This window comes from Streptomyces sp. NPDC088157, from assembly GCF_044741545.1.
GTDB lineage: Bacteria > Actinomycetota > Actinomycetes > Streptomycetales > Streptomycetaceae > Streptomyces.
Genome location: NZ_JBIUSU010000006.1, coordinates 27,986 through 52,538, shown reverse-complemented (window position 1 = coordinate 52,538; position 24,553 = coordinate 27,986). Strand labels below are relative to the sequence as shown.

Genomic DNA, 24,553 nt, shown 5'->3' with positions numbered 1-24,553 from the left:
GAAGAAGAGGAGAGCGGCCACCACGCACGGGTGCGGGCGACCCGCCGCGCAGCCGTCCGGGAGAAACGATTGTGCCGCCGTGTCAGCGGCCGACCGCGTACCCCTGCATCCCGCGCGGGTTCGCGGCCGCGAGCAGGACCCCGGTGTCCGGGTCGCGGGCGACCGCGCACAGCCGGCCCTCGGACCACGGGTCTGCGACGGTGACGTCGTGGCCTCGCCGCCGCAGCTCGTCCACCACCTCCGTCGGCATCCGGGACTCCACGGTGACGCTGCCCGGCCGCATGCCGCGCGGGTAGAAGGAACCGGGGAAGCCGTCGTTGTGCCAGTTCGGGGCGTCGATCGCGCCCTGGAGGTCGAGGCCGCCGCGTACCCGCGCGCGCAGGGCGACGGCGAGCAGGAAGTGCAGCTGCCACTGGTCCTGCTGGTCGCCGCCGGGCGTGCCGAACGCCAGCACCGGCACCCCTGCCCGCAGTGCGATCGAGGGGGTGAGGGTGGTGCGGGGTCGGCGGCCGGGCGTAAGCGAGTTCGGCAGCCCCTCCTCCAGCCAGGTCATCTGGAGCCGGGTCCCGAGCGGGAAACCCAGCTCGGGCACGACCGGGTTGGACTGCAGCCAGCCGCCGCTGGGCGTGGCCGCGACCATGTTGCCCCAGCGGTCGACGACGTCGAGGTGGCAGGTGTCCCCACGGGTCGCGCCCTCCGCCCCGACCTCCGGTTCGCCGGGAACGGGGGACGCCGGGCTCTTGGCGACCGTCGGCTCGCCGGCGCCCATGGGGCTGAAGGCGGGGTCGTCGGTGGCGACCGTGTACGCGTGCGTGCTCAGCCGCGGGGTACGCCCGCCGGGGCAGCCGGGCCGCAGCTCGTAGGACGCCTTGTCACCGATCAGCCGCCGCCGGTCCGCGTTGTAGCCGGCGTCGAGCAGCTCGCCCAGCGGGACCTCGGCCGCGTCGCCGTACCAGGCCTCGCGGTCGGCCATGGCGAGCTTGCAGCCCTCGATCAGGAGATGGACGTAGTCGGCGCAGCCGTACGCGGGCAGTTCGGGCGGGAGCAGGGCGAGCTGCTGGAGGAGGGCCGGACCCTGGCTCCAGGGGCCGGCCTTGCACACGGTCCAGCCGTTCCAGTCGTACGTCGCCGGCGCCTCGTAGGACGCGGACCAGGAGGCGAGATCGGCAGCCGTGAGGGTGCCGGTGTGACGCTCTGCGCTGGTGTCCAGGGTGGGTTGGGCGGCCTGCCGGACGAGTGCCTCGGCGACGAACCCGGTCCGCCACACCTCTCGCGCGGCCTCGATCCGCGCCTCCCGGTCGCCCGCCCCGGCGGTCTCGGCGAGCAGCCGCTTCCAGGTGGCGGCGAGCGCGGGGTTGCGCAGCAGTGCGCCGGGACGGGGCGGCTTCCCGCCCGGCAGATACACCTCCGCCGACGAGGTCCACTCCTTCTCGAACAGCTCCCGCACGGTCTCGACGGTCGCGCCGACGTTCTCCACGGGAGCGTGCCCGTGTTCGGCGTACCCGATGGCGTACTTCAGCACGTCGTCCAGGGACTTGGTGCCGTGGTCGCGCAGGAGGAGCATCCAGGCGTCGAACGCGCCGGGCACGGCCGCGGCCAGCGGTCCGGTGCCGGGGACGAGGTCCAGGCCGAGCGCCCGGTAGTGGGCGACCGTCGCGCCCGCCGGCGCCACCCCCTGCCCGCACAGCACCCGTACCTCGCCGTCGGCCGGGGCGAGGAGGATGGGGACCTCGCCCGCGGGCCCGTTGAGATGCGGTTCGACGACGTGCAGCACGAAGGCGCCGGCCACGGCCGCGTCGTAGGCGTTGCCGCCGCCCTCCAGGACGGCCATCGCCGACTGCGAGGCCAGCCAGTGCGTGGAGGACACCATGCCGAAGGTGCCCTGGAGGGTGGGGCGGGTGGTGAACACGGAACGCTCCTCACTGCGCGACAGCCGGTCCGGCGATCGTACGACCGGCGCGGTCCGCACTATTTGCCCTGGTACGCGCCAATGTCCCGGTAATGCCCGGGAAGTGGCGCGGCCCTTCGTCACCACCCGTGCACGCAGCGAGTTTTCGCTTCCACCCCACAGGGAGTCGTGTGAGACTGGCGCTTCTGTCCGCACCGCGGACTCCGTCCCCACCGTCCCCCACGAAAGTGCGCCGTGCGCTCACTCCCACTGCCGCTCGCCCTCACCGCGCGCCTGACCCCCGTGGCCGTGCTCGCCTGCGCGGGCTGGGCGCTGTCGTCCGGCCCGCTCACCGAAACGCAGGACACCGCGGCCAAGGACACGCAGAAGACCCAGTCCGAGAAGTCGTCCGGCCCCTCCTCCACGGCCGTGTCCAAGACGTACTCCGCGGCGCCGGCCCCCTGCACCAGCGTGGCCACGAAGACGGTCACCGCACTCGTGCCGGGTGCCAAGACTGCGGGCAAGGAGATCCCGTCGACGGACACCGCTCTGCGCCGCACCTGCTCCTGGAACGCGCTGAAGGGGTACGACTACCGGTGGCTCGACGTCTCCTTCGAGATCACGGAGTCGGATGAGACGGCACAGAGTTCGTACAAGGAGCGTATCGGCGAGAAGAGCGGCGGCGGGGCGGTCCCGGGGCTGGGTGACGCCGCCTATTCGGTGGTGAACCTCACCACTCAGGACAAGCAGCAGACCCGTGAGGGCGTCGTCATCGCCCAGGTGTCCAACGCGCTGGTGATCGTCAACTACAACGGCAGCGACTTCGAGACGAAGAAGGCGCCGAGCACCGACGAGATCAACAAGGGCGCCATCAAGGCGGCGAAGGAAGTGGTCGCCGCCCTGGCGGCCGGCAAGAAGAGCTGAACGCGGTACGGGAACGGCCGGAAGAGCGACTGCGCTCTTCCGGCCGTTCCCGTTCTCGTTCCCGTTCTTGTTCCCGCACCGACGGTCAGACGGCGTCCTGTTGCTGCCGTGGAGGCAGCAGCAGCATCAGGGCCAGGTACAGCACCATCGAGGTGCCGAGCCCGACCGCCCAGCCGTAGTCGGCGAGGGTTTCCAGCGCCGGGATCGGCCGGCCGTCGATCAGCGGCTTGAAGCTGGCGCCGCCGACGGCCAGCACTCCGCCGGTCACGAAGGCCACCACGGCCCGCCAGTTCCAGCCGCTGTCGTACCAGTAACGGCCTCCCGTGCGGTACAGATCGGTCAGGTCGAGCTTGCCGCGGCGCAGGACCCAGTAGTCGGCGATGAGGATGCCGGCGACCGTGCCCAGCAGACCGCCGACCAGACCGAGCCAGGTGAAGATGTAGCCCTGCGGGTCGGAGTACAGCTTCCACGGGAAGATCAGCACCCCGAGGACACAGGTGGCGAGGGCGCCGGTACGGAAACTGATCTTCCGGGGCGCGATGTTGGAGAAGTCGAAGGCCGGCGAGACCAGGTTGGCCGCGACGTTCACGGACAGGGTCGCCACCAGCACGGTCACCAGCGCGAACAGCAGACCGAAGACGTTGTCCGTCTTGGCGGCGAGCTGTACCGGATCCCAGATGGTCTCGCCGTACACCGCCTGCGAACCCGAGGTGACCATCACCGACAGCAGCGCGAACAGCGTCATGGTCGTGGGCAGACCAAGAGCCTGTCCCCACGTCTGCGCCTTCTGCGACTTCCCGTACCGCGTGAAGTCGGGGATGTTCAGCGACAGCGTCGACCAGAACCCGATCATGCCCATCAGGGACGGCCAGAACAGCTTCCAGAAGTCGCCGCCCCAGCCGAGCTTGGACGGCTGGTCGAGCAACGGTCCGAACCCGCCGGCCTTGTTGCTCATCCAGATCAGCATCACCAGCGCGCCGACGAGGACGAAGGGCGCCGCCCAGTTCTCGAAGCGGCGGATCGTCTCCATGCCCCGGTAGATGATCGCGACCTGGAGGGCCCAGAAGATCGCGAACGACAGCCACATGGTCCAGGCGTAGCCGCCGACCTTCCCGGCGTCGGACCAGCCGTTGCCGATCAGCTTCCCGGCGAGGAAGTAGATCGCCTCACCGCCGATCCAGGTCTGGATGCCGAACCAGCCGCACGCCACCAACGCCCGCACGACGGCGGGGAGGTTGGCGCCGCGGACGCCGAAGGAGGCGCGGGCGAAGACCGGGAAGGGGATGCCGTACTTCGGTCCCGCGTGCCCGGTGAGCAGCATCGGGACCAGCACGATGAGGTTGGCCAGGGCGATGGTGAGCACCGCCTGCTTCCAGTCCATGCCGACGGCGATCAGACCGGAGGCGAGCGTCCACGACGCCGTGTTGTGGGCCATGCCGACCCACAGCGCGGAGAAGTTGTACGTGGTCCAGGTGCGCTTCTCCACGGGGACCGGAAGCAGGTCCTCGTTGGCGTAGGGGCCGCTGGGCTGCGGCGAACCAGGGGCGATCTCCACCCGGCCGTCGGCGAGGGTGACTTGAGAGGTCGGCGGTATGGCCGTGGGAGCGGTGTCGGTCATGGGCAGGCCAATCAAACGAGGGGCGGATCCGGAAAGGCCGTGCGGGGTCTCCGGCCCCCTCCTCCGTGATGCCGGAGGAGGGGAGAACTGGAGTGGGGGGATGGGGAGTCGAGCGGTCTCGGGGGTTCTTCCTGTGCCGTACGGCGGTCCGGGTACGCGGGTCAGCCGTTGACGGCCGGGATCACCCGTGCCCCGTACGCGTCGATGGTGGCCTCCTGGGCGTCGTGCATGTCGTAGACGGCGAACTGGTCGACCCCCAGCTCACGCAGCGCCTCGAGCTTCTCGATGTGCTTCTCCACCGGTCCGATGAGGCAGAACCGTTCGACGATCTCGTCGGGCACGAACGCGGTGTCGGGGTTGTCGGCCCGCCCGTGGTGCGAGTAGTCGTACCCCTCGCGGGACTTGATGTAGTCGGTGAGCTCGTCCGGTACGGCGGCGGAGTGCTCGCCGTACTTGGAGACGAGGTCGGCCACGTGGTTGCCGACCATCCCGCCGAACCAGCGGCACTGCTCACGCGCGTGGGCGAGTGCCTCGGGCGAGTCGTCCTCGGTGACGTACGCCGGGGCGGCGACGCAGATCTTCACCTCGTCGGGGTCACGGCCGGCGGCGACGGCGGCGCCCTTGACGGCCTTCACCATGTACTCGGTGAGGTAGAGGTCGGCGAGCTGGAGGATGAAGCCGTCCGCTTCCTCGCCGGTCATCTTGAGCGCCTTGGGCCCGTACGCGGCCATCCAGACGGGGAGTTGCGCGTCCTCCTTGATCCAGGGGAACCGCACGACCGTACCGCCGAGGTCCGCCTCCTGGCCCGAGCCGAGCGCCCTGATGACCTTCATGGCCTCGCTGATCCGGGCGAGCGTGTTCGGGGCGCGGCCCGCGACGCGCATCGCGGAGTCGCCGCGGCCGATGCCGCACACCGTGCGGTTGCCGAACATGTCGTTGAGGGTGGCGAAGGTGGAGGCGGTGACCTCCCAGGTGCGGGTGCCCGGGTTCGTCACCATCGGGCCCACCGTCAGCCTGCTGGTGTTCGCCAGGATCTGGCTGTAGATCACGAACGGTTCCTGCCAGAGCACGGCGGAGTCGAAGGTCCAGCCGTAGGTGAAGCCGTTGTCCTCGGCGCGCTTCATCAGCTCGACGACCTTCGAGGCCGGCGGGTCGGTCTGCAGGACGAGTCCGAAGTCCATGTGCGCTGCTCCTAGTTGAGGTACTGACAGGTGGAGCGCGGGGTGTAGACGCCGTGACCGGCGTGTCCGGTGTACTCCCGCTCGGTGATGACGAGTTCGCCCCGTGACAGGACCGTCTCGACGCGGCCGGTGAGCCGCTTGCCCTCGTACGCCGAGTAGTCGACGTTCATGTGGTGGGTCTCGGCGGAGATGATCTGCTCGGCGTGCGGGTCGTAGATGACGACGTCGGCGTCGGCGCCCGGGGCGATGGTGCCCTTCTTCGGGTACATGCCGAACATGCGGGCCGGGGTCGCGCAGGCGATCTCGATCCAGCGGCGGCGGCTGATGTGCCCGTCGACGACGGCCTGGTGCAGCAGGTCCATCCGGTTCTCGACGCCCGGCAGACCGTTGGGGATCTTCGAGAAGTCGCCCCGGCCGAGCTCCTTCTGACCCACGAAGCAGAAGGGGCAGTGGTCGGTGGAGACGACCTGGAGGTCGTTGGTCCGCAGGCCCTGCCACAGCTTGGCCTGGTGCTCCTTGGGCCGCAGCGGCGTCGAGCACACGTACTTCGAGCCCTCGAAGTCGGGCTCCGCGAGGTTGTCCGTCGACAGGAACAGATACTGCGGGCAGGTCTCGCCGAAGACGTTCAACCCCTCGTCGCGCGCCCGCGCCAGTTCCGCGACCGCTTCCATCGCCGACACGTGCACCACGTACAACGGGGCTCCGGCGACCTGGGCGAGCTTGATGGCGCGGTGGGTGGCCTCCGCCTCCAGAAGCGCCTTGCGGACCTCGCCGTGGTACCTCGGATCCGTCTCGCCGCGCGCCAGGGCCTGCTCGACCAGGACGTCGATGGCGATGCCGTTCTCCGCGTGCATCATGATCAGTCCGCCGTTCTCGGCGGAGCGCTGCATGGCGCGCAGGATCTGACCGTCGTCGCTGTAGAAGACGCCGGGATAGGCCATGAACTGCTTGAAGGAGGTGACGCCCTCCTCCACCAGCAGGTCCATCTCCTTGAGCGTGTCCTGGTTCACGTCGGAGACGATCATGTGGAAGCCGTAGTCGATCGCGCAGTTGCCCTCGGCCTTGGCGTGCCAGGCGTCCAGCCCGTCGCGCAGGCTCCGTCCGACGCTCTGCACGGCGAAGTCCACGATGGTCGTGGTGCCGCCCCAGGCGGCCGCCCGGGTGCCGGTCTCGAAGGTGTCGGAGGCGAAGGTGCCGCCGAACGGCAGCTCCATGTGGGTGTGGGCGTCGACCCCGCCCGGGATCACGTACTTCCCGGTGGCGTCGATGACCCTCTCGGCGCTCCAGGCCCCGGCGGCCTGGGTGCCGGAGGCGGCGAGGGCGGCGACGCGGCCGTCCTCGATCAGGACGTCGGCGTGGATCTCGTCGGACGCGGTGATGACGAGGCCACCCCGGATGACGGTACGGCTGCTCATACTCCCTCTCCTGCCGTGTTCAACACTGGTGTCGTGCCTGGAGGGTGCCGCCGGTCCGGCCCCCGTGCACCGGACCGGCGACGACTGCGGCCGACTACGGAGCGGTCAGCGGGGGGTAGGCGTCGGGACGGCGGTCCCGGTAGAACTGCCAGCGGTCGCGTACTTCGCGCAGCTTGGCCATGTCGAGGTCGCGGACGACGAGTTCGGTCTCCTTGTCGCTCGCCACCTCGCCGACGAACTGCGCCTCCGGGTCCACGAAGTACGAGGTCCCGTAGAAGTCGTTGTCGCCGAGCTCCTCGACGCCGACCCGGTTGATCGCGCCGACGAAGTACTCGTTGGCGACGGCCGCCGCCGGCTGTTCCAGCTGCCACAGGTACGCGGACAGTCCGCGCGAGGTCGCCGACGGGTTGAAGACGATCTCGGCGCCCTCCAGTCCCAGCGCGCGCCAGCCCTCCGGGAAGTGGCGGTCGTAGCAGATGTAGACGCCGACCTTGCCGACGGCCGTCTCGAAGACCGGCCAGCCCACGTTTCCGGGCCTGAAGTAGAACTTCTCCCAGAAGCCCTTCACCTGCGGGATGTGGTGCTTGCGGTACTTGCCGAGGTACGAGCCGTCCGCGTCGATCACGGCGGCGGTGTTGTAGAGGACGCCCGGCTGCTCCTCCTCGTACATCGGCAGCACCAGGACGATGCCGTGCTCCTTGGCGAGCGCCTGGAAACGCTTGACGATCGGGCCGTCCGGGATCTGCTCGGCGTACTCGTAGAACTGCGGGTCCTGGACCTGGCAGAAGTACGGTCCGTAGAACAGCTCCTGGAAACACAGGACCTGAGCACCCTGCGCGGCCGCGTCGCGGACCGCCTGCTCGTGCACCTGGATCATCGATTCCTTGTCGCCGGTCCAGGCCGTCTGGAAGACGGCGGCACGGATCACTCTGCTCATCGGGACCTCCGGTCGCTCGGTGTACGAGGAGCCTAGGAAGCCGGGAAGCCCGCTTTGAGTTGCACGGTGTCACGCCTACGGGCGTCCGGCGTGCCACCGTGTCACGTCTTCCGGGACCCATGTTTCACCGCCGTTTTCCCTGGTCGTTCCATGTTTCGGGGCTGTTGCCCCCCTGTGCGGTCAGCTCTGTTGCGCGTCGTGCGCGAGAAGCGCGATGTGCACCGAGGCGGCCTGTTCGAAGTCGTCGAGGTCCACGCCGAGCCGTCCCTCTATCGCTTCCAGCCGGCGGTACAGCGCGGGCCGGGAGACGTGGTGGAGCTGGGCGGTGCGGGACTTGTTGCGGCCGGTGGCCAGGTAGGTCCGCAGCACGGCGAGCAGGTCCTCCCCGGCCGCGCACAGCAGCCCGTCCAGCTCCCGTTCGGCGAAGGACTGCACGTGCGGGTCGTCCCGCAGCAGCCGGACCAGTCCGCGCAAATGGACGTCTTTGAGGCGGACGACGGCCGGGAGGTCGAGAGCGGCCGAGTGGTCGGCCACGGCGTCCGCGACATGCTGGGCCTCGCGCAGCCCGGCGGACACGTCGTCCCAGACGATGCGCGGGTCGGCCGCCGCGACGACGGTACGGCTCTCCCCCGACTCGGTCCGCAGCCGGGCGGCGAAGTGCGCGGCGAGCGCCTCGGCGTCCTGGTCGCGGGCGAGGCTGAGCAGCACGGCGGTGGCCCCGTCGGCGAGCTCGGCGACCAGCCCGGGCATGCCCAGCAGACGCAGCATCCGTTCGAGTTGGGCGGGATCGCCGTCGCGGACGACCAGCGGGACGAAGGTGCGCCGGTTGACGGGGAGCCCGGCGGCCCGGGCCCGGGGCAGCAGTTGCCGGGCCGGTACGACGCCGGAGATCAGGTCGGTGAGCAGGCTCTGCGCGGACTGCTCCTCCCAGGTGTGGGCGGAGGTGCCGCCGAGCATGCGGTGCAGGACGAGGGCCTCGGCGGCCCGGTCGGCGAGCAGCCGTCCGCCCGCGGTGTCGCCGCGGTGCCCGCAGAGCATGATCTGCCCCCACCGTTCGCCGCGTCCGCCCAGCTCGGCGCGGATCCAGCCGTCGCCCTCACTGCCGCCGGCCTGGCGGGCGATGCGCTCCCAGTCCCGCAGCACGTCGTCGACGGCCGACCGCTCCCCCGCCGTCGCCAGCACCCGGTGGGCGAGGTTGGTGACGACGACGGGACAGGCGGCGTGCTGCGCGATCACGTCGAGCAGCAGCTGGAGCGGGGCGCCCGCGGTGATCAGTCCCGTGAGGGCGGTCCGTACGGCCTCCGACAGGCTGACGGCGGCGAACTTCCGCCGGACCAGCCGGGACTGCACCTCCTCCGTCAACTCGGCGAAGGGGAAGGGGCGGTGGAGCACGACCATCGGCAGCCCGCACCGCTCGGCGGCGCGCCGCATCACGTCCGGCGGGGCGGGGAACGCCCGTCCCAGGCCCAGCACCACGGCCGCGGCCTCCGCGCGGTGCAGGGACTGGATGTACTCGGTCTGCGCGTTCTCGTCACCGGCGAGCAGCACACCGGTGGTGAGGACCATCTCACCGCCGCTGAGCATCACGCCGACGTCCGCGGCCTCGGCGACGTGCACCCAGCGCACCGGCCGGTCGAGCTGGCCCGCGCCGGCCACCACCTCGGGCTCACCGGCCAGCACCCTCTCCAGGGCCAGGACCTGACGGACCGACAGGGCGGGTTCCAGGGGCTCTACGGGCCCCCAGGGCTCCAAGGCGATGGTCATGGCGTTGTGTTCCCTTGCTCAGGCCTGCGCTACTGCGTGCTCCTCAGCGCGCCTTCGAGGATGGCGGCGCCCTCCTCGGCCTCCGCCACGGTCAGGGACAGCGGCGGGGCGACGCGCAGGGCGCTGGTGTCGTGACCGCCGCCCTTGCCGATCAGCAGCCCGTCGGTGCGGGCCGCCTCCAGCACGGCGGCCGCCCGGTCCGGGTCCGCCAGGTCGGTGCCGGGCTTCGTCAGCTCGACGCCGATCATCAGCCCCCGCCCGCGCACCTCCCGTACGCCCGGATCCTGGGCGGCGACGGCCCGCAACCGCTCGATGAGCAGGCCGCCGACCCGCCGGGCGTTGCCCTGGAGGTCGTGCTCCAGCAGGTAGGAGAGGTTGGCGAGGCCGGCCGCCATGGTGACCTGGGTGCCGCCGAACGTGGAGATGCTGTTGGCGTCCAGACAGTTCATGATCTCGGAGCGGGCGATGACACCGCCGATGGACATGCCGTTGCCGATGCCCTTGGCGAAGGTGACGATGTCCGGCGGACCGCTGCGACCGTGTGCCTGCCAGCCCCAGAAGTGCTCGCCGGTGCGGCCCCAGCCGGTCTGCACCTCGTCGGCGATCCACAGGATCCCGTGTGCGTCCAGCACCTCGCGGAAGGCCGCGTACAGCCCGTCGGGCGGCGAGGTGAAGCCGCCGACGCCCTGGATGGGCTCGGCGATGAGGGCCGCGGGCGCGCGGGTGTGACCGAGCAGGTCCTTGAGGTCCGCGACGCAGGCCTCGATGAAGGCGGCGTCGTCGAGGCCGGCGAACGGGCCGCGTCCGCGTACCCCGCCGTGCACGTACAGCGTCTGCAGCGGGGACAGCGAGGTCGGCGACCAGCCGCGGTTGCCGGTGATGCCGACCGCGCTGAAGGAACGGCCGTGGTAGCTGTTGCGCATCGCGAGAATCGTGTTGCTGCGCCGGTAGGTGGTGGCGAGCAGCAGTGCGGTGTCGTTGGCCTCGGTGCCCGAGGTGGTGAAGAAGACGCGGGCGTCGGGGATGCCGCTGACGTGGGCGATGCGCTCGGCGAGCTCCACCATCGGCCGGTTGAGGTAGAGCGTCGACGAGTGGATGATCCGCCCGGCCTGCTCGCTCACCGCCTTGGTGACCTCGGGGAGCGCGTGCGCGGTCATGGTGGTGAGGATGCCGCCGAAGAAGTCGAGGTACTTGTTGCCCTCGGCGTCCCAGACGTGCCGGCCCTCGCCGTGGGTGAGCTCCAGCGGGTCCTCGTAGTACAGGGCGAGCCAGTCCGGCAGGACGCTGCGATGACGGGCGTGAAGTTCGCTCACGGCCGCACCAGCCCGTCGTAGGCGTCGGGACGGCGGTCGCGGTAGAAGGCCCACTGCTGCCGGACCTCGTCGACCAGGTCGAAGTCGAGGTCGCGCACCACGAGTTCCTCGTCCTTGTCGCTCGCGACCTCGCCGACGAACTTTCCGCGCGGGTCGACGAAGTACGACGTCCCGTAGAAGTCGTTGTCCCCGTACTCCTCGACGCCGACCCGGTTGATCGCGGCGACGAAGTACTCGTTGGCGACCGCGGCCGCGGGCTGTTCCAGCTGCCAGAGGTGGGCGGAGAGGCCGCGGTGGGTGGCGGACGGGTTGTAGACGAGCTGGGCGCCGTTGAGACCGAGTTGCCGCCAGCCCTCGGGGAAGTGCCGGTCGTAGCAGATGTAGACGCCGACCTTGCCGACGGCCGTGTCGAAGACGGGCCAGCCGATGTTGCCGGGCTTGAAGTAGTACTTCTCCCAGAAGCCCTTCACCTGCGGGATGTGGTGCTTGCGGTACTTGCCGAGGTAGGAGCCGTCGGCGTCGATCACCGCGGCGGTGTTGAAGTAGAAACCGGACTGCTCGACCTCGAAGACCGGCACGACGACGACCATGCCCGTCTCGCGCGCGAGCTCTTGCATACGACGCACCGTCGGCCCGTCCGGGACCGGCTCGGCCCAGCGGTAGTGCTCCGGCTCCTGGACCTGACAGAAGTAGGGAGCGTTGAAGACCTCCTGGAACCCGATGATCTTCGCGCCCCGACGGGCCGCCTCGCGGGCGTGCTCCTCGTGTTTCGCCACCATGGACTCGGTGTCGCCGGTCCAGGTGGCCTGGACGAGTGCGGCACGTACGACGTTGGCCATGAGCTGCTCCTTCGACGGGACGTCAGAGCCTCTACGCCCGTAGACGAAGGTCGTAGAGGGACGAACGTAAGCCTCCGGGACGGGCTTGCCAAGACCATCGTCGTTAACCCGCCGAGTCGATCGCGTTTCACACTCCGGTGGGGCAGTCGCGGGGCGTACGGCGTAAGGGGGCGATCCGGGTCAGGCGGTGAAGCCGGCCACCCGCAGAGCGTGCACCAGGTCCCAGTGGCGCTCCTCCGAGACGGTCCTGGCGGCCTCCAGCAGCAGCGGGACCAGGGTCTGCGGGGCCGGGGCGACGCTGCGGGCTGCCTCCTCGGGGGTGCGGACCCGGACGTAGGCGTCGAGCAGCGCGCGGACCTCGCGTCGTCGGCCGTCCTCGACCAGGCCGAGGACGGCCTCTCCGATCTCGGCGGCCGGCCGGGCGACGCCCTGGCGCAGGATCTGTTCGCCGTCGGCCGCGCGCCCGACCGCGACCAGCGCGTCGGCCGCGGCGACGAGCCGGTCGGCGGGAAGGGAGGCGGCCTCCCAGAGCAGGGTGGTCCAGTCGGCGGTGAGTCCGGCGCGCTGGAGTTCGGCCGCGAGCAGCGGGATGCGGGCGGCCGGCCAGTACGCGAGCTCGACGAGGAGGGCGTGCGCCTCACCGCTGCGGCCTTCGCCGCGCAGTCGCACGAGCCGTTCCACCGTCTCGACGGTCTCCCGCCGGGCCACCGAGTCCAGCGGCTCGCGCTGCGGCTCGGACGGCCGCTCGGCCTTCTCGGCTGCGGCTCCGGCGAAGCGGGCGCCGCGCGGGGTGCGACGCGTGGTCGTGGCGGGCACGGGTACCGCGGGCCGGCCGTCGGGCGGTACGGCGACGGTGGCCGCCTCGTCGTCCTCGGCCAGGCCGGCGAAGCGGGCGCTGCCACGCCGGCGCTTGCGCTGCTTGGGGACGGCGGCCGGGGCGGGAGCGTCCTCGACGGGAGTCGGCCGGGCTGCGGGAACGTGGGCAACCGGCGCTTCGGCGTCGTACGCGGGGCCGGCCGCGGGTTCGGGGGCGCGGTGACCGGCGGGGGCGTCGTACGCGTGGCCGGCGGGGCCGACCGCGGGCTCGGGGGCGCGGTGACCGGCCGGAGCGTCGTACGCGTCACCTGTCGGGCCCGCCGTCGGCCCGGCGGCCGGGGCGTCGTACGCGGAGTGGGCGGTGGTGCGCCGGGCGGGGCCGGAGTGCGTGCCCGGGGCGGCGGCGTGCGGGGCGCGTGCCGGGTTCGTGCCGGTGGCCGGGAGCCGGTCCGACTCCGCTATCCGGTAACGGAGTTCGGCGCACCGGGCGGTGGCCCGTTCGTGGTCGTCGTGGGCCCAGGCCAGATCGAGACGGATGGCGTCGGCCTGCTCCTGGGTGGCCGCGGACGGGAGCCGGCGGCCCAGTTCGGCCAGCCGTTCGGCGGCGTAGCGCTGTTCGCGGAGCATCACGTCGAGCCGGTCCGCGAGGGCGTCGCGGCCGCCGGGCCGGGCGTCGTGGGCGGCGAGCGCGGCGGCGTGCAGGGGCCTGACGTGTTCCGCCTGCTGTGCGGCGACCGCAGTGCCGTACTCGGCGGCGAGGTCCTGGAGCACCGCCTCCACCACGTCCCAGGGCGGCACCTCGCGTCCTTCGAGGCAGGCCTGCATACCGTCGGGATCGCGTTGCCAGAACACCGCGCACCAGCCGGCGCGCTGGTCGAGGCGTGACAGCAGTCCGTTCAGGTAGCTCGCGAACTCCCGCACCCTGCCCGGGAGTTGATCCACAGCCATCGCTCGACTCCCGCCCAGACCGGACACTTCCGGTTCGTAGAAAACACCAGCCGTGTTACAGCGCTGCTACGGCCGGTTTGCGAAGCTGACGCGACGGCGGGTTTTTGCGTGATCCGGACCATGCGCGGACAGCGACCCCAGGGTGTCACGCGGGGGCGGGCACGCACAGCCCCGCGATCTCGTCCATCGACAGGCCCAGCACGCGGGCGAGCGCGGCGACGGTGAAGAACGCCGGGGTGGGCGCGCGGCCGGTCTCGATCTTGCGCAGGGTCTCGGCGGAGATGCCGGCGCTCGCCGCGATCGCGGCCATGCTGTGGCCGCCGCGGGCCTCGCGCAGCAGCCGGCCGAGCCGTTCGCCGCGTTCGCGCTCTTCGGGGGTCAGGGGGGTACGCACCATGCGGCCATTCTAATACCGGTATAGTAATTGGCATGGTGGAACTGAAGACGGACACATCGATCGAGGCCATGTACGAGGCGGGACAGGTCGTCGCGCGGGCGCTGACGGCCGTGCGCGAAGCCGCCGACGTGGGCGTTTCCCTGCTGGAACTGGACGAGCTGGCGCATGACGTACTGCGGGCCGCGGGGGCGACGTCCCCCTTCCTCGGCTACCGCCCGTCCTTCGCCGCGACGCCCTTCCCCGCGGTGCTCTGCGCGTCCGTGAACGACGCGATCGTGCACGGCATCCCCACCGGCTACCGGCTGCGCGACGGCGACCTCGTCTCCATGGACTTCGGCGCCGAGCTGAACGGCTGGGTCGGCGACTCCGCGATCAGCTTCACCGTGGGCACGGCCCGCCCGGCGGACGTCCGGCTGATCGAGACCGCCGAGCGCGCCCTCGCGGCCGGCATCGAGGCGGCGGTCGTCGGCAACCGCATCGGCGACATCGCGCACGCGATCGGCACGGTGTGCCGGTCGGCGGGCTACGGCATCCCGGACGGCTTCGGAGGCCACGGGATCGGCCGCCACATGCACGAGGACCCGGGGGTCCCCAACGAGGGCCGCCCGGGGCGCGGCTACCCGCTGCGCCACGGCATGGCCATCGCGATCGAACCCATGCTGATCGCCGGTGGCGGGGACGGCTACCACGAGGCTCCGGACGGCTGGACCCTGCGGACGAACGACGGTTCGAGGGCGGCCCACGCGGAACACACGGTGGCGATCACGGACGCAGGACCCAGGGTCCTCACCGAACGACGGTAGGAACGTCCCCCCACGGGGCGCGGGGCCGAACCGACAGGCGGCCCCGCCCCGCGGGCACAAGCAACGCCGAACGACGCGGGACTCCCTGCCGACCGACGGCCCCGCCGGGGCACCGGCGCCACCCACGCGCCGCCCCGCAGGCCGAGCAACGCCCAGCTGCGCGGATTCCCTGCCGACCGGCAGCCCCGCCCCGCGGGCACAAGCAACGCCGAACGACGCGGGACTCCCTGCCGACCGACGGCCCCGCCGGGGCACCGGCGCCACCCCCGCCCCACGCCCCGCCCCGCGCCCCGTGGGCCCGAGCGCTGCACAGCAACTCGCGGACGCCGGGCGGCGTGTGCGCAGGGGCACGCCCACCCGGGCGCCGGGCAGCGCGCCACGACCCTCGATCCGTGGGCCTTCCTGCGCATGCCCACGGGGAACGATCGTGCGAAGGTGGGTGTAACCGCCCCCAGCCGAGGGCACCCGGCACCGGCATCGCACGTCGATCGAACGGAACGCCATGACCAGCGGTTTCACCGGCCCGGAGGGCTACGGCGACCCCTTCGGCGAGTTCCTGGCCCGCTTCTTCGGCGGGCCCCGCCCCGGCCCCCGTCAGATCAACATCGGCCAGCTCCTCAGCCGCCCCGCGAGGGAGCTCGTCCGCGGCGCGGCCCAGTACGCCGCCGAGCACGGCAGCCGCGACCTGGACACCGAGCACCTGCTGCGCGCGGCCCTCTCCGCGGAGCCGACCCGCGGTCTGCTCAGCCGGGCCGGCGCCGACCCCGACGCCCTCGCGACGGAGATCGACGAGCGGTCGGGCCCCGTCCAGCACCCGCCGGGCGAGGTGCCACCGCCCACGTCGCTGTCGCTGACCCCGGCCGCCAAACGCGCCCTGCTGGACGCGCACGACCTGGCCCGTTCCCGCGGCGTGGGCTACATCGGCCCGGAGCACGTGCTCAGCGCCCTCGCCGCGAACCCGGACTCCGCGGCCGGGCACATCCTCAACGCGGCCCGCTTCGCCGCCGCGAGTCTGCCGCCGGACCCGCCGGACACCGCGCAGACGGCCCGCGCCGGTGACCGTCAGCGGCCCACCGGCACCCCCACCCTGGACAAGTACGGCAGCGATCTCACCGAGCAGGCCCGCCAGGGCCGGATCGACCCGGTGATCGGGCGGGACGACGAGATCGAGCAGACCATCGAGGTGCTCTCCCGGCGCGGCAAGAACAACCCGGTGCTGATCGGTGACGCCGGCGTCGGCAAGACCGCCATCGTGGAGGGACTGGCCCAGCGGATCGCGGACGGGGACGTGCCGGACGTCCTCGTCGCGCGGCGCGTGGTCGCCCTGGACCTGACGGGAGTGGTCGCGGGCACCCGCTACCGCGGCGACTTCGAGGAACGCCTGACCGGCATCGTCGACGAGATCCGGGCGCACTCCGACCAGCTGATCGTCTTCATCGACGAGCTGCACACCGTCGTCGGCGCGGGTGGCGGTGGCGAGGGCGGGTCGATGGACGCCGGGAACATCCTCAAGCCGGCCCTGGCCCGCGGCGAGCTGCACATCGTGGGCGCGACGACGCTGGAGGAGTACCGGCGGATCGAGAAGGACGCGGCGCTCGCCCGCCGGTTCCAGCCGATCCTCGTCCCGGAGCCGTCCGCCGGAGACGCGCTGGAGATCCTGCGCGGGCTGCGCGACCGCTACGAGGCCCACCACCAGGTCCGTTACACCGACGAGGCCTTGGTGGCGGCCGTGGAGCTGTCCGACCGCTACCTCACCGACCGCCGTCTGCCCGACAAGGCGATCGACCTGATCGACCAGGCCGGCGCCCGGGTCCGGCTCGGCGCCCGCACGAAGGGCACCGACGTACGGGCCATGGAGCGCGAGGCCGAGGAGCTGGCCCGCGACAAGGACCAGGCGGTCGCGGACGAGAATTACGAGCAGGCCACCCGACTGCGCGACCGTATCGTCGAGTTGAAGCAGCGCATCGCGGACGCGAGCGGCGAGAACACCTCCGACGAGGGCCGGCATCTGGAGGTCACCGCGGAGGCGATCGCCGAGGTCGTGTCCCGGCAGACCGGCATCCCGGTCGCCAGCCTCACCCAGGAGGAGAAGGACCGCCTGCTCGCCCTGGAGGAGCACCTCCACGAGCGGGTCGTCGGTCAGGAGGAGGCCGTACGGGTCGTCGCGGACGCGGTGCTGCGCTCACGGGCGGGGCTCGCCAGTCCGGACCGCCCGATCGGCAGCTTCCTGTTCCTCGGCCCGACCGGCGTCGGCAAGACCGAACTGGCCCGCGCGCTCGCCGAGTCGCTGTTCGGCAGCGAGGACCGCATGGTCCGGCTCGACATGAGCGAGTACCAGGAGCGGCACACCGTCAGCCGTCTGGTCGGCGCCCCGCCCGGCTACGTCGGACACGAGGAGGCCGGGCAGCTGACGGAGGTCGTCCGCCGGCACCCGTATTCCCTGCTGCTGCTCGACGAGGTGGAGAAGGCGCACCCGGATGTCTTCAACATCCTGCTCCAGGTCCTCGACGACGGCCGGCTCACCGACTCCCAGGGCCGCACGGTCGACTTCACCAACACGGTGATCGTGATGACCAGCAACCTGGGTTCGGAGGCGATCAACCGGCGCGGCGCCGGCATCGGCTTCGGATCGGGAGGAGCGGACGCCGACGAGGAGGCGCGGCGCGAGCAGATCCTGCGGCCGCTGCGCGAGCACTTCCGGCCGGAGTTCCTGAACCGGATCGACGAGATCGTCGTGTTCCGCCAGCTCACCGGTGAGCAACTGCGGCAGATCACCGACCTGTTGCTGGAGAAGACGCGTCGGCTGGTGCACGCGCGGGGCATCACGGTCGAGTTCACCGACGCGGCCACGGGCTGGCTCGCCGAGCGCGGCTACCAGCCCGAGTACGGCGCCCGGCCGCTGCGGCGCACCATCCAGCGCGAGGTCGACAACGAGCTGTCCCGGCTGCTGCTCGAAGGGCGGGTCGCCGACGGCGACCGGGTGACGGTGGAGGTCGAGGACGGGCGGCTCGCGTTCCGTACGCACACCGGCGAACCGCCCGCCCCTGAACTCTGATCCCGTCCTTGTGCGCTCAGGGCGTCACGGCGCCGGACGCACCACCTGCGCCGAGCCGCCGCCGCGCCGTACGGTCTCGGCGGCGGCCAGCCACTTGCCGTTCGGCAGCCGCTGCACAGCCGTCGCCGCGCCGATCTCGGCGTTGAGCCTGAAGGAGTGCCCGATGGCCTCCAGCCGGGCCCGCAGCCCCGCGGGGCTCGTGTCGTTGTAGAGCGCGGGCTCCAACTCCGTCTGGGCGGCGTTGCGCTGGCTGGCGCGCGGTGCGGCGATGGCGTCGACGAGCGGCAGTCCGCGGTCGAGGAACTCGGTCAGGGTCTGGAGCACGGTGGTGATGATGGTCGCGCCGCCGGGCGAACCCAGCGCCACCACCGGCTTGTTGTGCTCGTCGAGCACGATCGTCGGCGAGATGGACGAACGCGGCCGCTTGCCCGGGCCGGGCAGGTTCGGGTCGTGGACGGCCGGGCTCGCGGGGGCGAAGGAGAAGTCCGTCAGCTCGTTGTTGAGCAGGAAGCCACGGCCGGGCACGGTGATGCCGCTGCCGCCGGTCTGCTCGATGGTGAGCGTGTAGGAGACGACGTTGCCCCACTTGTCGGCGACGGTCAGGTGCGTGGTGTTCTCGCCCTCGTACGTCGTCGGCGCCGCCGTGCCGCCCGTGCCGCAGGCGGCCGGATCGCGCGGGTCGCCGGGCGCCACCGGGCTGGTGAGGACCGCGTCGTCCTTGATGAGGCAGGCGCGCGAGTCGGCGTACTTCTGCGACAGCAGCTGCTTGGTGGGCACGTCCTCGAAGGCGGGGTCGCCGACCCAGCGCCCGCGGTCGGCGAACGCGATCCGGCTGGCTTCGAGGTAGTGGTGCAGGTACTGGACCTCGCTCGCCTTCGACAGGTCGGTCCCCTCCAGGATGTTGAGGGCCTCGCCGACCGTCGTTCCGCCCGAGGACGAGGGCGCGATGGAGTAGACGCCCAGGCCGCGGTACGAGGTCTTCGTGGGCGCCTGGAGCTTGGCGCGGTAGGCCGCGAGATCCTTGGCGGAGAGTTCGCCCGGCCGGGCGTTCCAGCCCGAACCCGGGTCCACCGGTGGCTTGTTCACCGTGGCGACGATGTCCTTGCCGAGGCCGCCGCGGTAGATCGCGCCGACGCCCTTGCGGGCCAGCTCCCGGTAGGTGCGGGCGAGGTCGGGGTTCTTGAACGTCGAGCCGACGACGGGGAGCTGTCCTCCGGGCAGGAACAGCTTCGCCGTGTCCGGGAAGTAGCGGAACCGGGTCTCGTTGGCCGCGGTCTGGGTGCGGAAGGTGTCGTCGACGGTGAAGCCGTCGCGCGCGATGCGCTGGGCGGGCTTCAGGACCGTGCCGAGCTTCTCGCTGCCCCACTCGTTCAGCGCGGTCGCCCAGGTGGCGGGTGTCCCGGGCGTACCGACGCCCAGGCCGCTGCTCACGGCGTCGGCGAAGGCGAGCGGCTTGCCGTTCTCCAGGAAGAGACCGGAGTCCGCCGTCAGCGGTGCGGTCTCCCGGCCGTCGATGGTGTGCACCGTGCGGGACCGGGCGTCGTAGTAGACGAAGTAGCCGCCTCCGCCGATGCCGGCGGAGTAGGGCTCGGTGACGCCGAGGGCGGCGGCGGTGGCGACGGCCGCGTCGACGGCGTTGCCCCCCGTGCGCAGCACCTCGATGCCGGCCGCGGAGGCGTCCGCGTCGACGCTGGACACGGCACCGCCGTAGCCGACGGCGACCGGTACCTTCGCAACAGTGGCTCTCTCGGCGGCGGGTGGCGCGGCGGCCCCCACCGTGACCACGGCGGCCGAGACCGCCAGGACCGACAGTTTCCGCGCGACTGGGCGACGCATCCGTACCTCCAGGCCAGGACAGTCCGCGCAGCGTAACCAGATTCCCGGGGCCCCGACAGCCTCCTTCCGGGCAGTGTCATACGACTGCCACACCTCGAACACGGGTACGCCCCGGCCGTGCTCGCCCGCTACCATGCGCGCCCATGAACGACGACGTGCGCAACATCGTCCTGGGCGTGGTCGCCGCCGGCATCAGTGCCGCGCTCGGCTGGTTGACCCGCACGTACCTGTGGAAGCGCAGACTCCGGCGCAAGCAGGCCTTCTTCGGGCTGCCCGAGAACTCGGAGTGCCTGCTCGTCGTCAACCGCGACGCGGGCAGCCCGGACCTCGCGGTGCACCGCCACGACGTGTTCGCGCTCCTGGAACTCGCCGCGCTCATCAAGGACTGCGGCGCGGGCGCCGAGGTGGTCACCCAGGAGGCGGCCCGGCAGGGATTCGGGGAACGGACCGAGTTCTGTGTCGGCGGCCCGGGGTCGAACCGTCGGATGGCGGCCCACATCCAGGCCATGCTGCCCGGCGTGCGTGTCAACACCGACCGGGAACCCGGCCCGGACCGACTGGCGTTCCGGATCGGCGACGAGCACCACCGCATGGACCCGGGCGTCATCGAGTACGTCCTGCTGGCCCGGCTCACCGCCGGCCAACGACGCGGCGGACGACCGGTGTTCCTGTTCTGCGGCCAGCGCGCGATCAACAACCAGGCCGCGACGCGCTATCTCGTCCGCAACCACGAGCGGCTGGCCCGCAAGCACGGGAACGGCTCCTTCGTCCTGCTCCTGAAGGTGATCAACTCCCAGGCGTACGGCCCCGACGTGGTCGAACTGGTCGAGGACGTGACCCGCACGGCGCAGGCTCCGCTGCCGCCCGAGCCAATCGTTACTCCCACGTAACTTACCGAAGGTTACCGCCGATGGGACCGGGAGGTTACCGTCGGGTCACTTTGCGATGGCGCAGGCTTGAGGAGTGACCCGTGGGACGACCGCACCGCATGGCCCTTCGCACGACCGCCATGGGCGCCGTTTCCGCGACCCTGGTCGCCGGCGGGGTACTGGGCCTCGCCCCCGCCGCGCAGGCCGCCGCCGGGAGCGTGCGGTACGTCGACATCGCCGGGGACGGCGGCACGGTCCTCAAGGCCAACGTGGTCACCCCGGCCGACGGCACGCGCCGCCACCCGCTGATCGTGCTGCCGACGAGCTGGGGCTTCCCGCAGGTCGAGTACCTCGTACAGGCGCAGCGGCTCGCCGACTCCGGGTATGTCGTGCTCAGTTACAACGTGCGGGGCTTCTGGCAGTCCGGCGGCGACATCGACGTGGCCGGACCGCACGATGTCGCCGACGCCGCCAAGGTCGTCGACTGGGCGCTCGCCAACACCCCCAGCGACCCGGAGAACATCGGCATGGCGGGCGTCTCCTACGGCGCCGGGATCAGCCTGCTGGCCGCCGCCCACGACTCCCGCGTCAAGGCCGTCGCCTCGCTCAGCGGCTGGGGCGATCTGATCGACTCGATCTACTCCGGCCGCACCCAGCACGTCCAGGCCGCCGCCGTGCTCGACACCGTGGGGACGGTGGTCGGTCGTCAGAGCGCGGAGTCCCGGCAGGTGTTCTCCGCCTTCTACTCCTCCGACCTGTCGAAGGAGAAGGACATCGTCGCCTGGGGGAAGAAACGTTCCCCCGCTACCTACCTGGACCAGCTCAACAAGAACGGGGCGGCGATCATGCTCGCCGGCTCCTGGGGCGACACGATCTTCCCGCCCAACCAGTCGGCCGCCTTCTACGAGAAGCTGACCGGCCCGAAGCGGCTGGAGTTCCGCCCCGGCGACCACGCGACCGCCGAGCTCACCGGCCTGTTCGGGCTTCCCAACGACGTGTGGACCGACACCGGGCGCTGGTTCGACCACTACCTCAAGGGCGCGGACAACGGCATCGACCGCGAACAGCCCGTCCGACTGAAGTCCCGTTCCACCGGCGGCTACGAGGGCTATCCGGACTGGAAGTCGGTGAACGCGAACCGGACGAAGGTCGCCCTCCCGGGCTCCGCCACGATCCACACCAACGTGGACTCGGGCGCGGACGGCGGGATCGTCTTCCTGTCCAGCATCCTCGACCAGGTGGCGAAGCTGCCCCCGGTGGCGGCCGTCCCCCTGCTCCCCCGCCGCTGGGCCGCCGTGTGGCAGTCCGGGAAGTACGCCACCGCCCAGCGGGTGCGCGGGACCGCGAAGCTGCACACCACCGTCACCCCGACCGAGGAGAGCGGCACCCTCGTCGCCCATCTCTACGACGTGGGGCCGCTCGGCATCGGCAAGCTGGTCGCCCACGCGCCGTACACCTTCCACGGGCGCACGCCCGGCGAGCCGTTCGGCCTCGACCTGGATCTGTTCTCCACGGCCTACGACGTCCCGGCAGGGCACCGGCTCGCCCTGGTCGTCGACACGGTCGACCCGCTCTACATCGAGCACAACCCGTCCGGCGCGCGGCTGACCTTCTCCTCGCCGGCGAACGACCCGTCGTACGTGTCGGTTCCGCTGCGCGAACAGTGATCTCCGGCCGCCGCCGGGGCGGGTGGGTTCTGCGGCTGGCGCCGGGCGGGTGGGTTCTGCGGCTGGCGCCGTCGATCAGTGCTTGAGGATCTTGGAGAGGAAGTCCTTGGCGCGGTCGCTGCGCGGCGCCGTGAAGAACTCCTCGGGACTACGGTCCTCGACGATGCGGCCGTCGGCCATGAAGACCACACGGTTGGCGGCCGAGCGCGCGAAGCCCATCTCGTGGGTGACCACGACCATGGTCATGCCCTCGTGGGCGAGCTGCTGCATGACCTCGAGGACTTCGTTGATCATCTCGGGGTCGAGGGCGGAGGTGGGCTCGTCGAACAGGAGCGCCTTGGGGTCCATGGCGAGGGCGCGGGCGATGGCCACACGCTGCTGCTGGCCTCCGGAGAGCTGCGCCGGGAACTTGTCGGCCTGGTCGGCGAGGCCCACGCGGTCGAGCAGTTCGCGGGAACGCCGGTCGGCCTCGTCCTTCTTGCGCCTGCGGACCTTCACCTGGCCCAGCGAGATGTTCTGCAGGACCGTTTTGTGGGCGAAGAGGTTGAAGGACTGGAAGACCATGCCCACCTCGGAACGCAGTCCCGCCAGCGCCTTGCCCTCCTCGGGCAGCGGCTGTCCGTCGAGCGTGATCGAGCCGGACCGGATGGGCTCCAGCCGGTTGATCGCGCGGCACAGTGTCGACTTCCCCGACCCCGAAGGGCCGATCACCACGACCACCTCCCCCCTGCCGACGGTGAGGTTGACGTCCTGGAGGACATGCAGCTCCCCGAAGTACTTGTTGACGTCACGCAGCTCGATCAACGGATCGACGGCCATGCGCAGCCCTACTCACTCTCAGCTGTGTCGTGGTTGCCGCAAACTATCCACATAAGGTCGGCGTTAAGGGAAGACACGCACCTTTCCGCCATTAGCCGTATTTACGCTCCCCTGTTCGGTTCCCGGCCTCAGTTCTCGGCCACCTCGGCGTACAGCTGGGACAGTTCGGGAGTGCCGCTCGCGGCCCACTCGCGCCCGGCGTTGACCACGTCGACCTCCCGGCCGGACCGCAGCCGGACGACCGGCTCCCCGTCGGGCCAGACCACCCAGACCGCACCGGGCACGGTGCGCACGACGACCGTCCCCAGGTAGAGCCCGGCGTCGTGACCGAACCAGGGCAGGGTCTCCTCGTCCTCGCGCCAGCGCGGCGGGAGCTGGTCCAACGCCTCCAACGAGGCGGCCGTGTCGTCGAGCCCGATCCCCTCCCGGGCCGCGTGGGAACGCAACAGCTCACATTCGGAGAGGAGTTCGGCGATCCCCTCGGAGTCCTCCTCGGCCAGCACCGCCGCACGGTACTTCTTGCTCCTGTTGCCCAGGAAAGGGATGTTCATAAGCCCAGCGTGACATTCGCACCGGCGTGCACACCACAGGCGCGCGGGCACCCGCTCACGGCCGATGCCCGGCCCGGACGGGCACCGGCGCGTGGACGGACGGGCCCCGGGCCCGGGCTCAGACTCCGGCTACACGTCGAGGTCGACCACGACCGGAGCGTGGTCCGAGGCCCCCTTGCCCTTGCGCTCCTCACGGTCGACATAGCTGTCCTTGACCGCCTTGGCGAACGGCTCGTTGCCGTACACCAGGTCGATGCGCATGCCTCGGTTCTTGGGGAAGCAGAGCTGACGGTAGTCCCAGTACGTGAAGGGACGGTCGTACTTCAGGGGCCTCGGGACGACGTCCGACAGGCCGGCCTCGCGCAGGGACGCCAGGGCGGCGCGCTCGGCCGGGGTGACATGGGTGAGGCCCTCGAAGGCAGCCGGGTCGTGGACGTCGTCGTCGGTCGGCGCCACGTTGTAGTCGCCCATCACCGCGAAGGGGCGGCTGCCCGCCGCGTCGCCCGCGACGGCCGCCCTGAGTGCCTCGAACCACTGGAGCTTGTAGGCGTAGTGCGGGTGGTCGACCTCGCGGCCGTTCGGTACGTACACCGACCAGACGCGGACCGGACCGCAGGTCGCCGAGACGGCGCGGGGCTCCGTCGCGCCCTCGTAGCCGGGATCGCCGGGCAGGCCCTTGACGACGTCCTCCAGGCCTACGCGGGAGATGACCGCCACGCCGTTCCACCTGCCCGTGGCGTGCACCGCCGCCTCGTAGCCCAGTTCGCGCAGCTGCTCGAGCGGGAACTGCGCCTCGGCGACCTTGGCCTCCTGGAGGCAGAGCACGTCGGTGCCGCTGCTCTCCAGCCAGGCAAGGAGCCTCGGCAGGCGGGCGGTGATCGAGTTCACGTTCCAGGTCGCGATGCGCATGTCC

General features: G+C 71.4%; 19 protein-coding genes. 5 read left to right on the top strand and 14 right to left on the bottom strand.

Translation table 11 applies throughout. The features are described 5' to 3' along the window. Positions 1-82: 82 nt before the first annotated feature. Complete coding sequence (locus tag ACIPFH_RS24285; RefSeq protein ID WP_401829320.1) at positions 83-1,909, bottom strand: gamma-glutamyltransferase family protein; 1,827 nt, start codon at positions 1,907-1,909, stop codon at positions 83-85. Positions 1,910-2,143: 234 nt separating this feature from the next. Between ACIPFH_RS24285 and ACIPFH_RS24280 the strand changes: the two genes are divergently transcribed. After that, entirely contained in the window at positions 2,144-2,812 is a 669-nt protein-coding gene (locus ACIPFH_RS24280; protein ID WP_359120710.1) for a hypothetical protein, read from the top strand. A gap of 85 nt (positions 2,813-2,897) precedes the next feature. Here ACIPFH_RS24280 and ACIPFH_RS24275 read toward each other — a convergent pair whose 3' ends face one another. The 9 genes from ACIPFH_RS24275 to ACIPFH_RS24235 all read right to left on the bottom strand — a co-directional run bounded on the left by ACIPFH_RS24275 (position 2,898) and on the right by ACIPFH_RS24235 (position 14,040). After that, positions 2,898-4,430, bottom strand: coding sequence for an NCS1 family nucleobase:cation symporter-1 (locus tag ACIPFH_RS24275; protein WP_401829318.1), 1,533 nt, complete (start codon positions 4,428-4,430; stop codon positions 2,898-2,900). 161 nt (positions 4,431-4,591) lie between these two features. After that, complete coding sequence (locus ACIPFH_RS24270; RefSeq protein WP_401829315.1) at positions 4,592-5,611, bottom strand: TIGR03842 family LLM class F420-dependent oxidoreductase; 1,020 nt, start codon at positions 5,609-5,611, stop codon at positions 4,592-4,594. 11 nt (positions 5,612-5,622) lie between these two features. Continuing rightward, positions 5,623-7,026, bottom strand: a complete 1,404-nt coding sequence (gene hydA, locus ACIPFH_RS24265) for a dihydropyrimidinase (RefSeq protein WP_401829313.1) — start codon at positions 7,024-7,026, stop codon at positions 5,623-5,625. Positions 7,027-7,120: 94 nt separating this feature from the next. Then, entirely contained in the window at positions 7,121-7,963 is an 843-nt protein-coding gene (locus ACIPFH_RS24260) for a nitrilase-related carbon-nitrogen hydrolase (protein ID WP_401829312.1), read from the bottom strand. A 180-nt stretch (positions 7,964-8,143) separates the two neighbouring features. Then, on the bottom strand, positions 8,144-9,727 hold the full coding sequence (locus tag ACIPFH_RS24255) for a PucR family transcriptional regulator (protein ID WP_356263561.1): 1,584 nt from the start codon (positions 9,725-9,727) through the stop codon (positions 8,144-8,146). Between the two features lie 29 nt (positions 9,728-9,756). After that, positions 9,757-11,040, bottom strand: a complete 1,284-nt coding sequence (locus ACIPFH_RS24250; RefSeq protein ID WP_401829309.1) for an aspartate aminotransferase family protein — start codon at positions 11,038-11,040, stop codon at positions 9,757-9,759. Continuing rightward, entirely contained in the window at positions 11,037-11,879 is an 843-nt protein-coding gene (locus ACIPFH_RS24245) for a nitrilase-related carbon-nitrogen hydrolase (RefSeq protein ID WP_359120703.1), read from the bottom strand. Before ACIPFH_RS24245 ends, ACIPFH_RS24250 begins: the two co-directional genes overlap by 4 nt. A 180-nt stretch (positions 11,880-12,059) precedes the next feature. Beyond that, positions 12,060-13,643 (bottom strand): hypothetical protein, encoded by a 1,584-nt coding sequence (locus tag ACIPFH_RS24240; RefSeq protein ID WP_401829307.1) that lies wholly within the window; start codon positions 13,641-13,643, stop codon positions 12,060-12,062. 145 nt (positions 13,644-13,788) lie between these two features. After that, a complete protein-coding gene (locus ACIPFH_RS24235; protein ID WP_356259723.1) occupies positions 13,789-14,040 on the bottom strand; it encodes a helix-turn-helix transcriptional regulator in 252 nt (83 codons plus the stop codon). A 32-nt stretch (positions 14,041-14,072) separates the two neighbouring features. On the opposite strand from ACIPFH_RS24235, the gene map reads away from it, so the two are divergent. Together map and ACIPFH_RS24225 are read left to right on the top strand one after the other, a co-directional pair. Then, positions 14,073-14,843 (top strand): type I methionyl aminopeptidase, encoded by a 771-nt coding sequence (map, locus tag ACIPFH_RS24230; protein WP_401829305.1) that lies wholly within the window; start codon positions 14,073-14,075, stop codon positions 14,841-14,843. Between the two features lie 502 nt (positions 14,844-15,345). Further along, positions 15,346-17,898, top strand: coding sequence for an ATP-dependent Clp protease ATP-binding subunit (locus ACIPFH_RS24225; protein ID WP_401829303.1), 2,553 nt, complete (start codon positions 15,346-15,348; stop codon positions 17,896-17,898). A gap of 24 nt (positions 17,899-17,922) precedes the next feature. On the opposite strand, the gene ggt is transcribed toward ACIPFH_RS24225, so the two are convergent. Then, on the bottom strand, positions 17,923-19,734 hold the full coding sequence (gene ggt / locus ACIPFH_RS24220; RefSeq protein WP_401829301.1) for a gamma-glutamyltransferase: 1,812 nt from the start codon (positions 19,732-19,734) through the stop codon (positions 17,923-17,925). A gap of 143 nt (positions 19,735-19,877) precedes the next feature. On the opposite strand from ggt, the gene ACIPFH_RS24215 reads away from it, so the two are divergent. Both ACIPFH_RS24215 and ACIPFH_RS24210 read left to right on the top strand, forming a co-directional pair. Further along, positions 19,878-20,624 (top strand): hypothetical protein, encoded by a 747-nt coding sequence (locus ACIPFH_RS24215; protein WP_401829299.1) that lies wholly within the window; start codon positions 19,878-19,880, stop codon positions 20,622-20,624. A 98-nt stretch (positions 20,625-20,722) separates the two neighbouring features. Further along, on the top strand, positions 20,723-22,270 hold the full coding sequence (locus ACIPFH_RS24210) for an alpha/beta fold hydrolase (protein ID WP_401830204.1): 1,548 nt from the start codon (positions 20,723-20,725) through the stop codon (positions 22,268-22,270). 75 nt (positions 22,271-22,345) lie between these two features. Here ACIPFH_RS24210 and ACIPFH_RS24205 read toward each other — a convergent pair whose 3' ends face one another. The 3 genes from ACIPFH_RS24205 to ACIPFH_RS24195 form a co-directional block, all read right to left on the bottom strand. Next, positions 22,346-23,089: an amino acid ABC transporter ATP-binding protein gene (locus ACIPFH_RS24205; RefSeq protein WP_401829297.1), complete on the bottom strand. Its 744-nt coding sequence runs from the start codon at positions 23,087-23,089 to the stop codon at positions 22,346-22,348. A gap of 128 nt (positions 23,090-23,217) precedes the next feature. Beyond that, a complete protein-coding gene (locus ACIPFH_RS24200; RefSeq protein WP_356259744.1) occupies positions 23,218-23,640 on the bottom strand; it encodes a DUF6278 family protein in 423 nt (140 codons plus the stop codon). Positions 23,641-23,769: 129 nt separating this feature from the next. Further along, the gene (locus ACIPFH_RS24195; protein WP_359120685.1) at positions 23,770-24,549 is read right to left on the bottom strand and encodes an exodeoxyribonuclease III; all 780 of its coding nucleotides are present in this window, start codon (positions 24,547-24,549) and stop codon (positions 23,770-23,772) included. Positions 24,550-24,553: the final 4 nt, after the last annotated feature.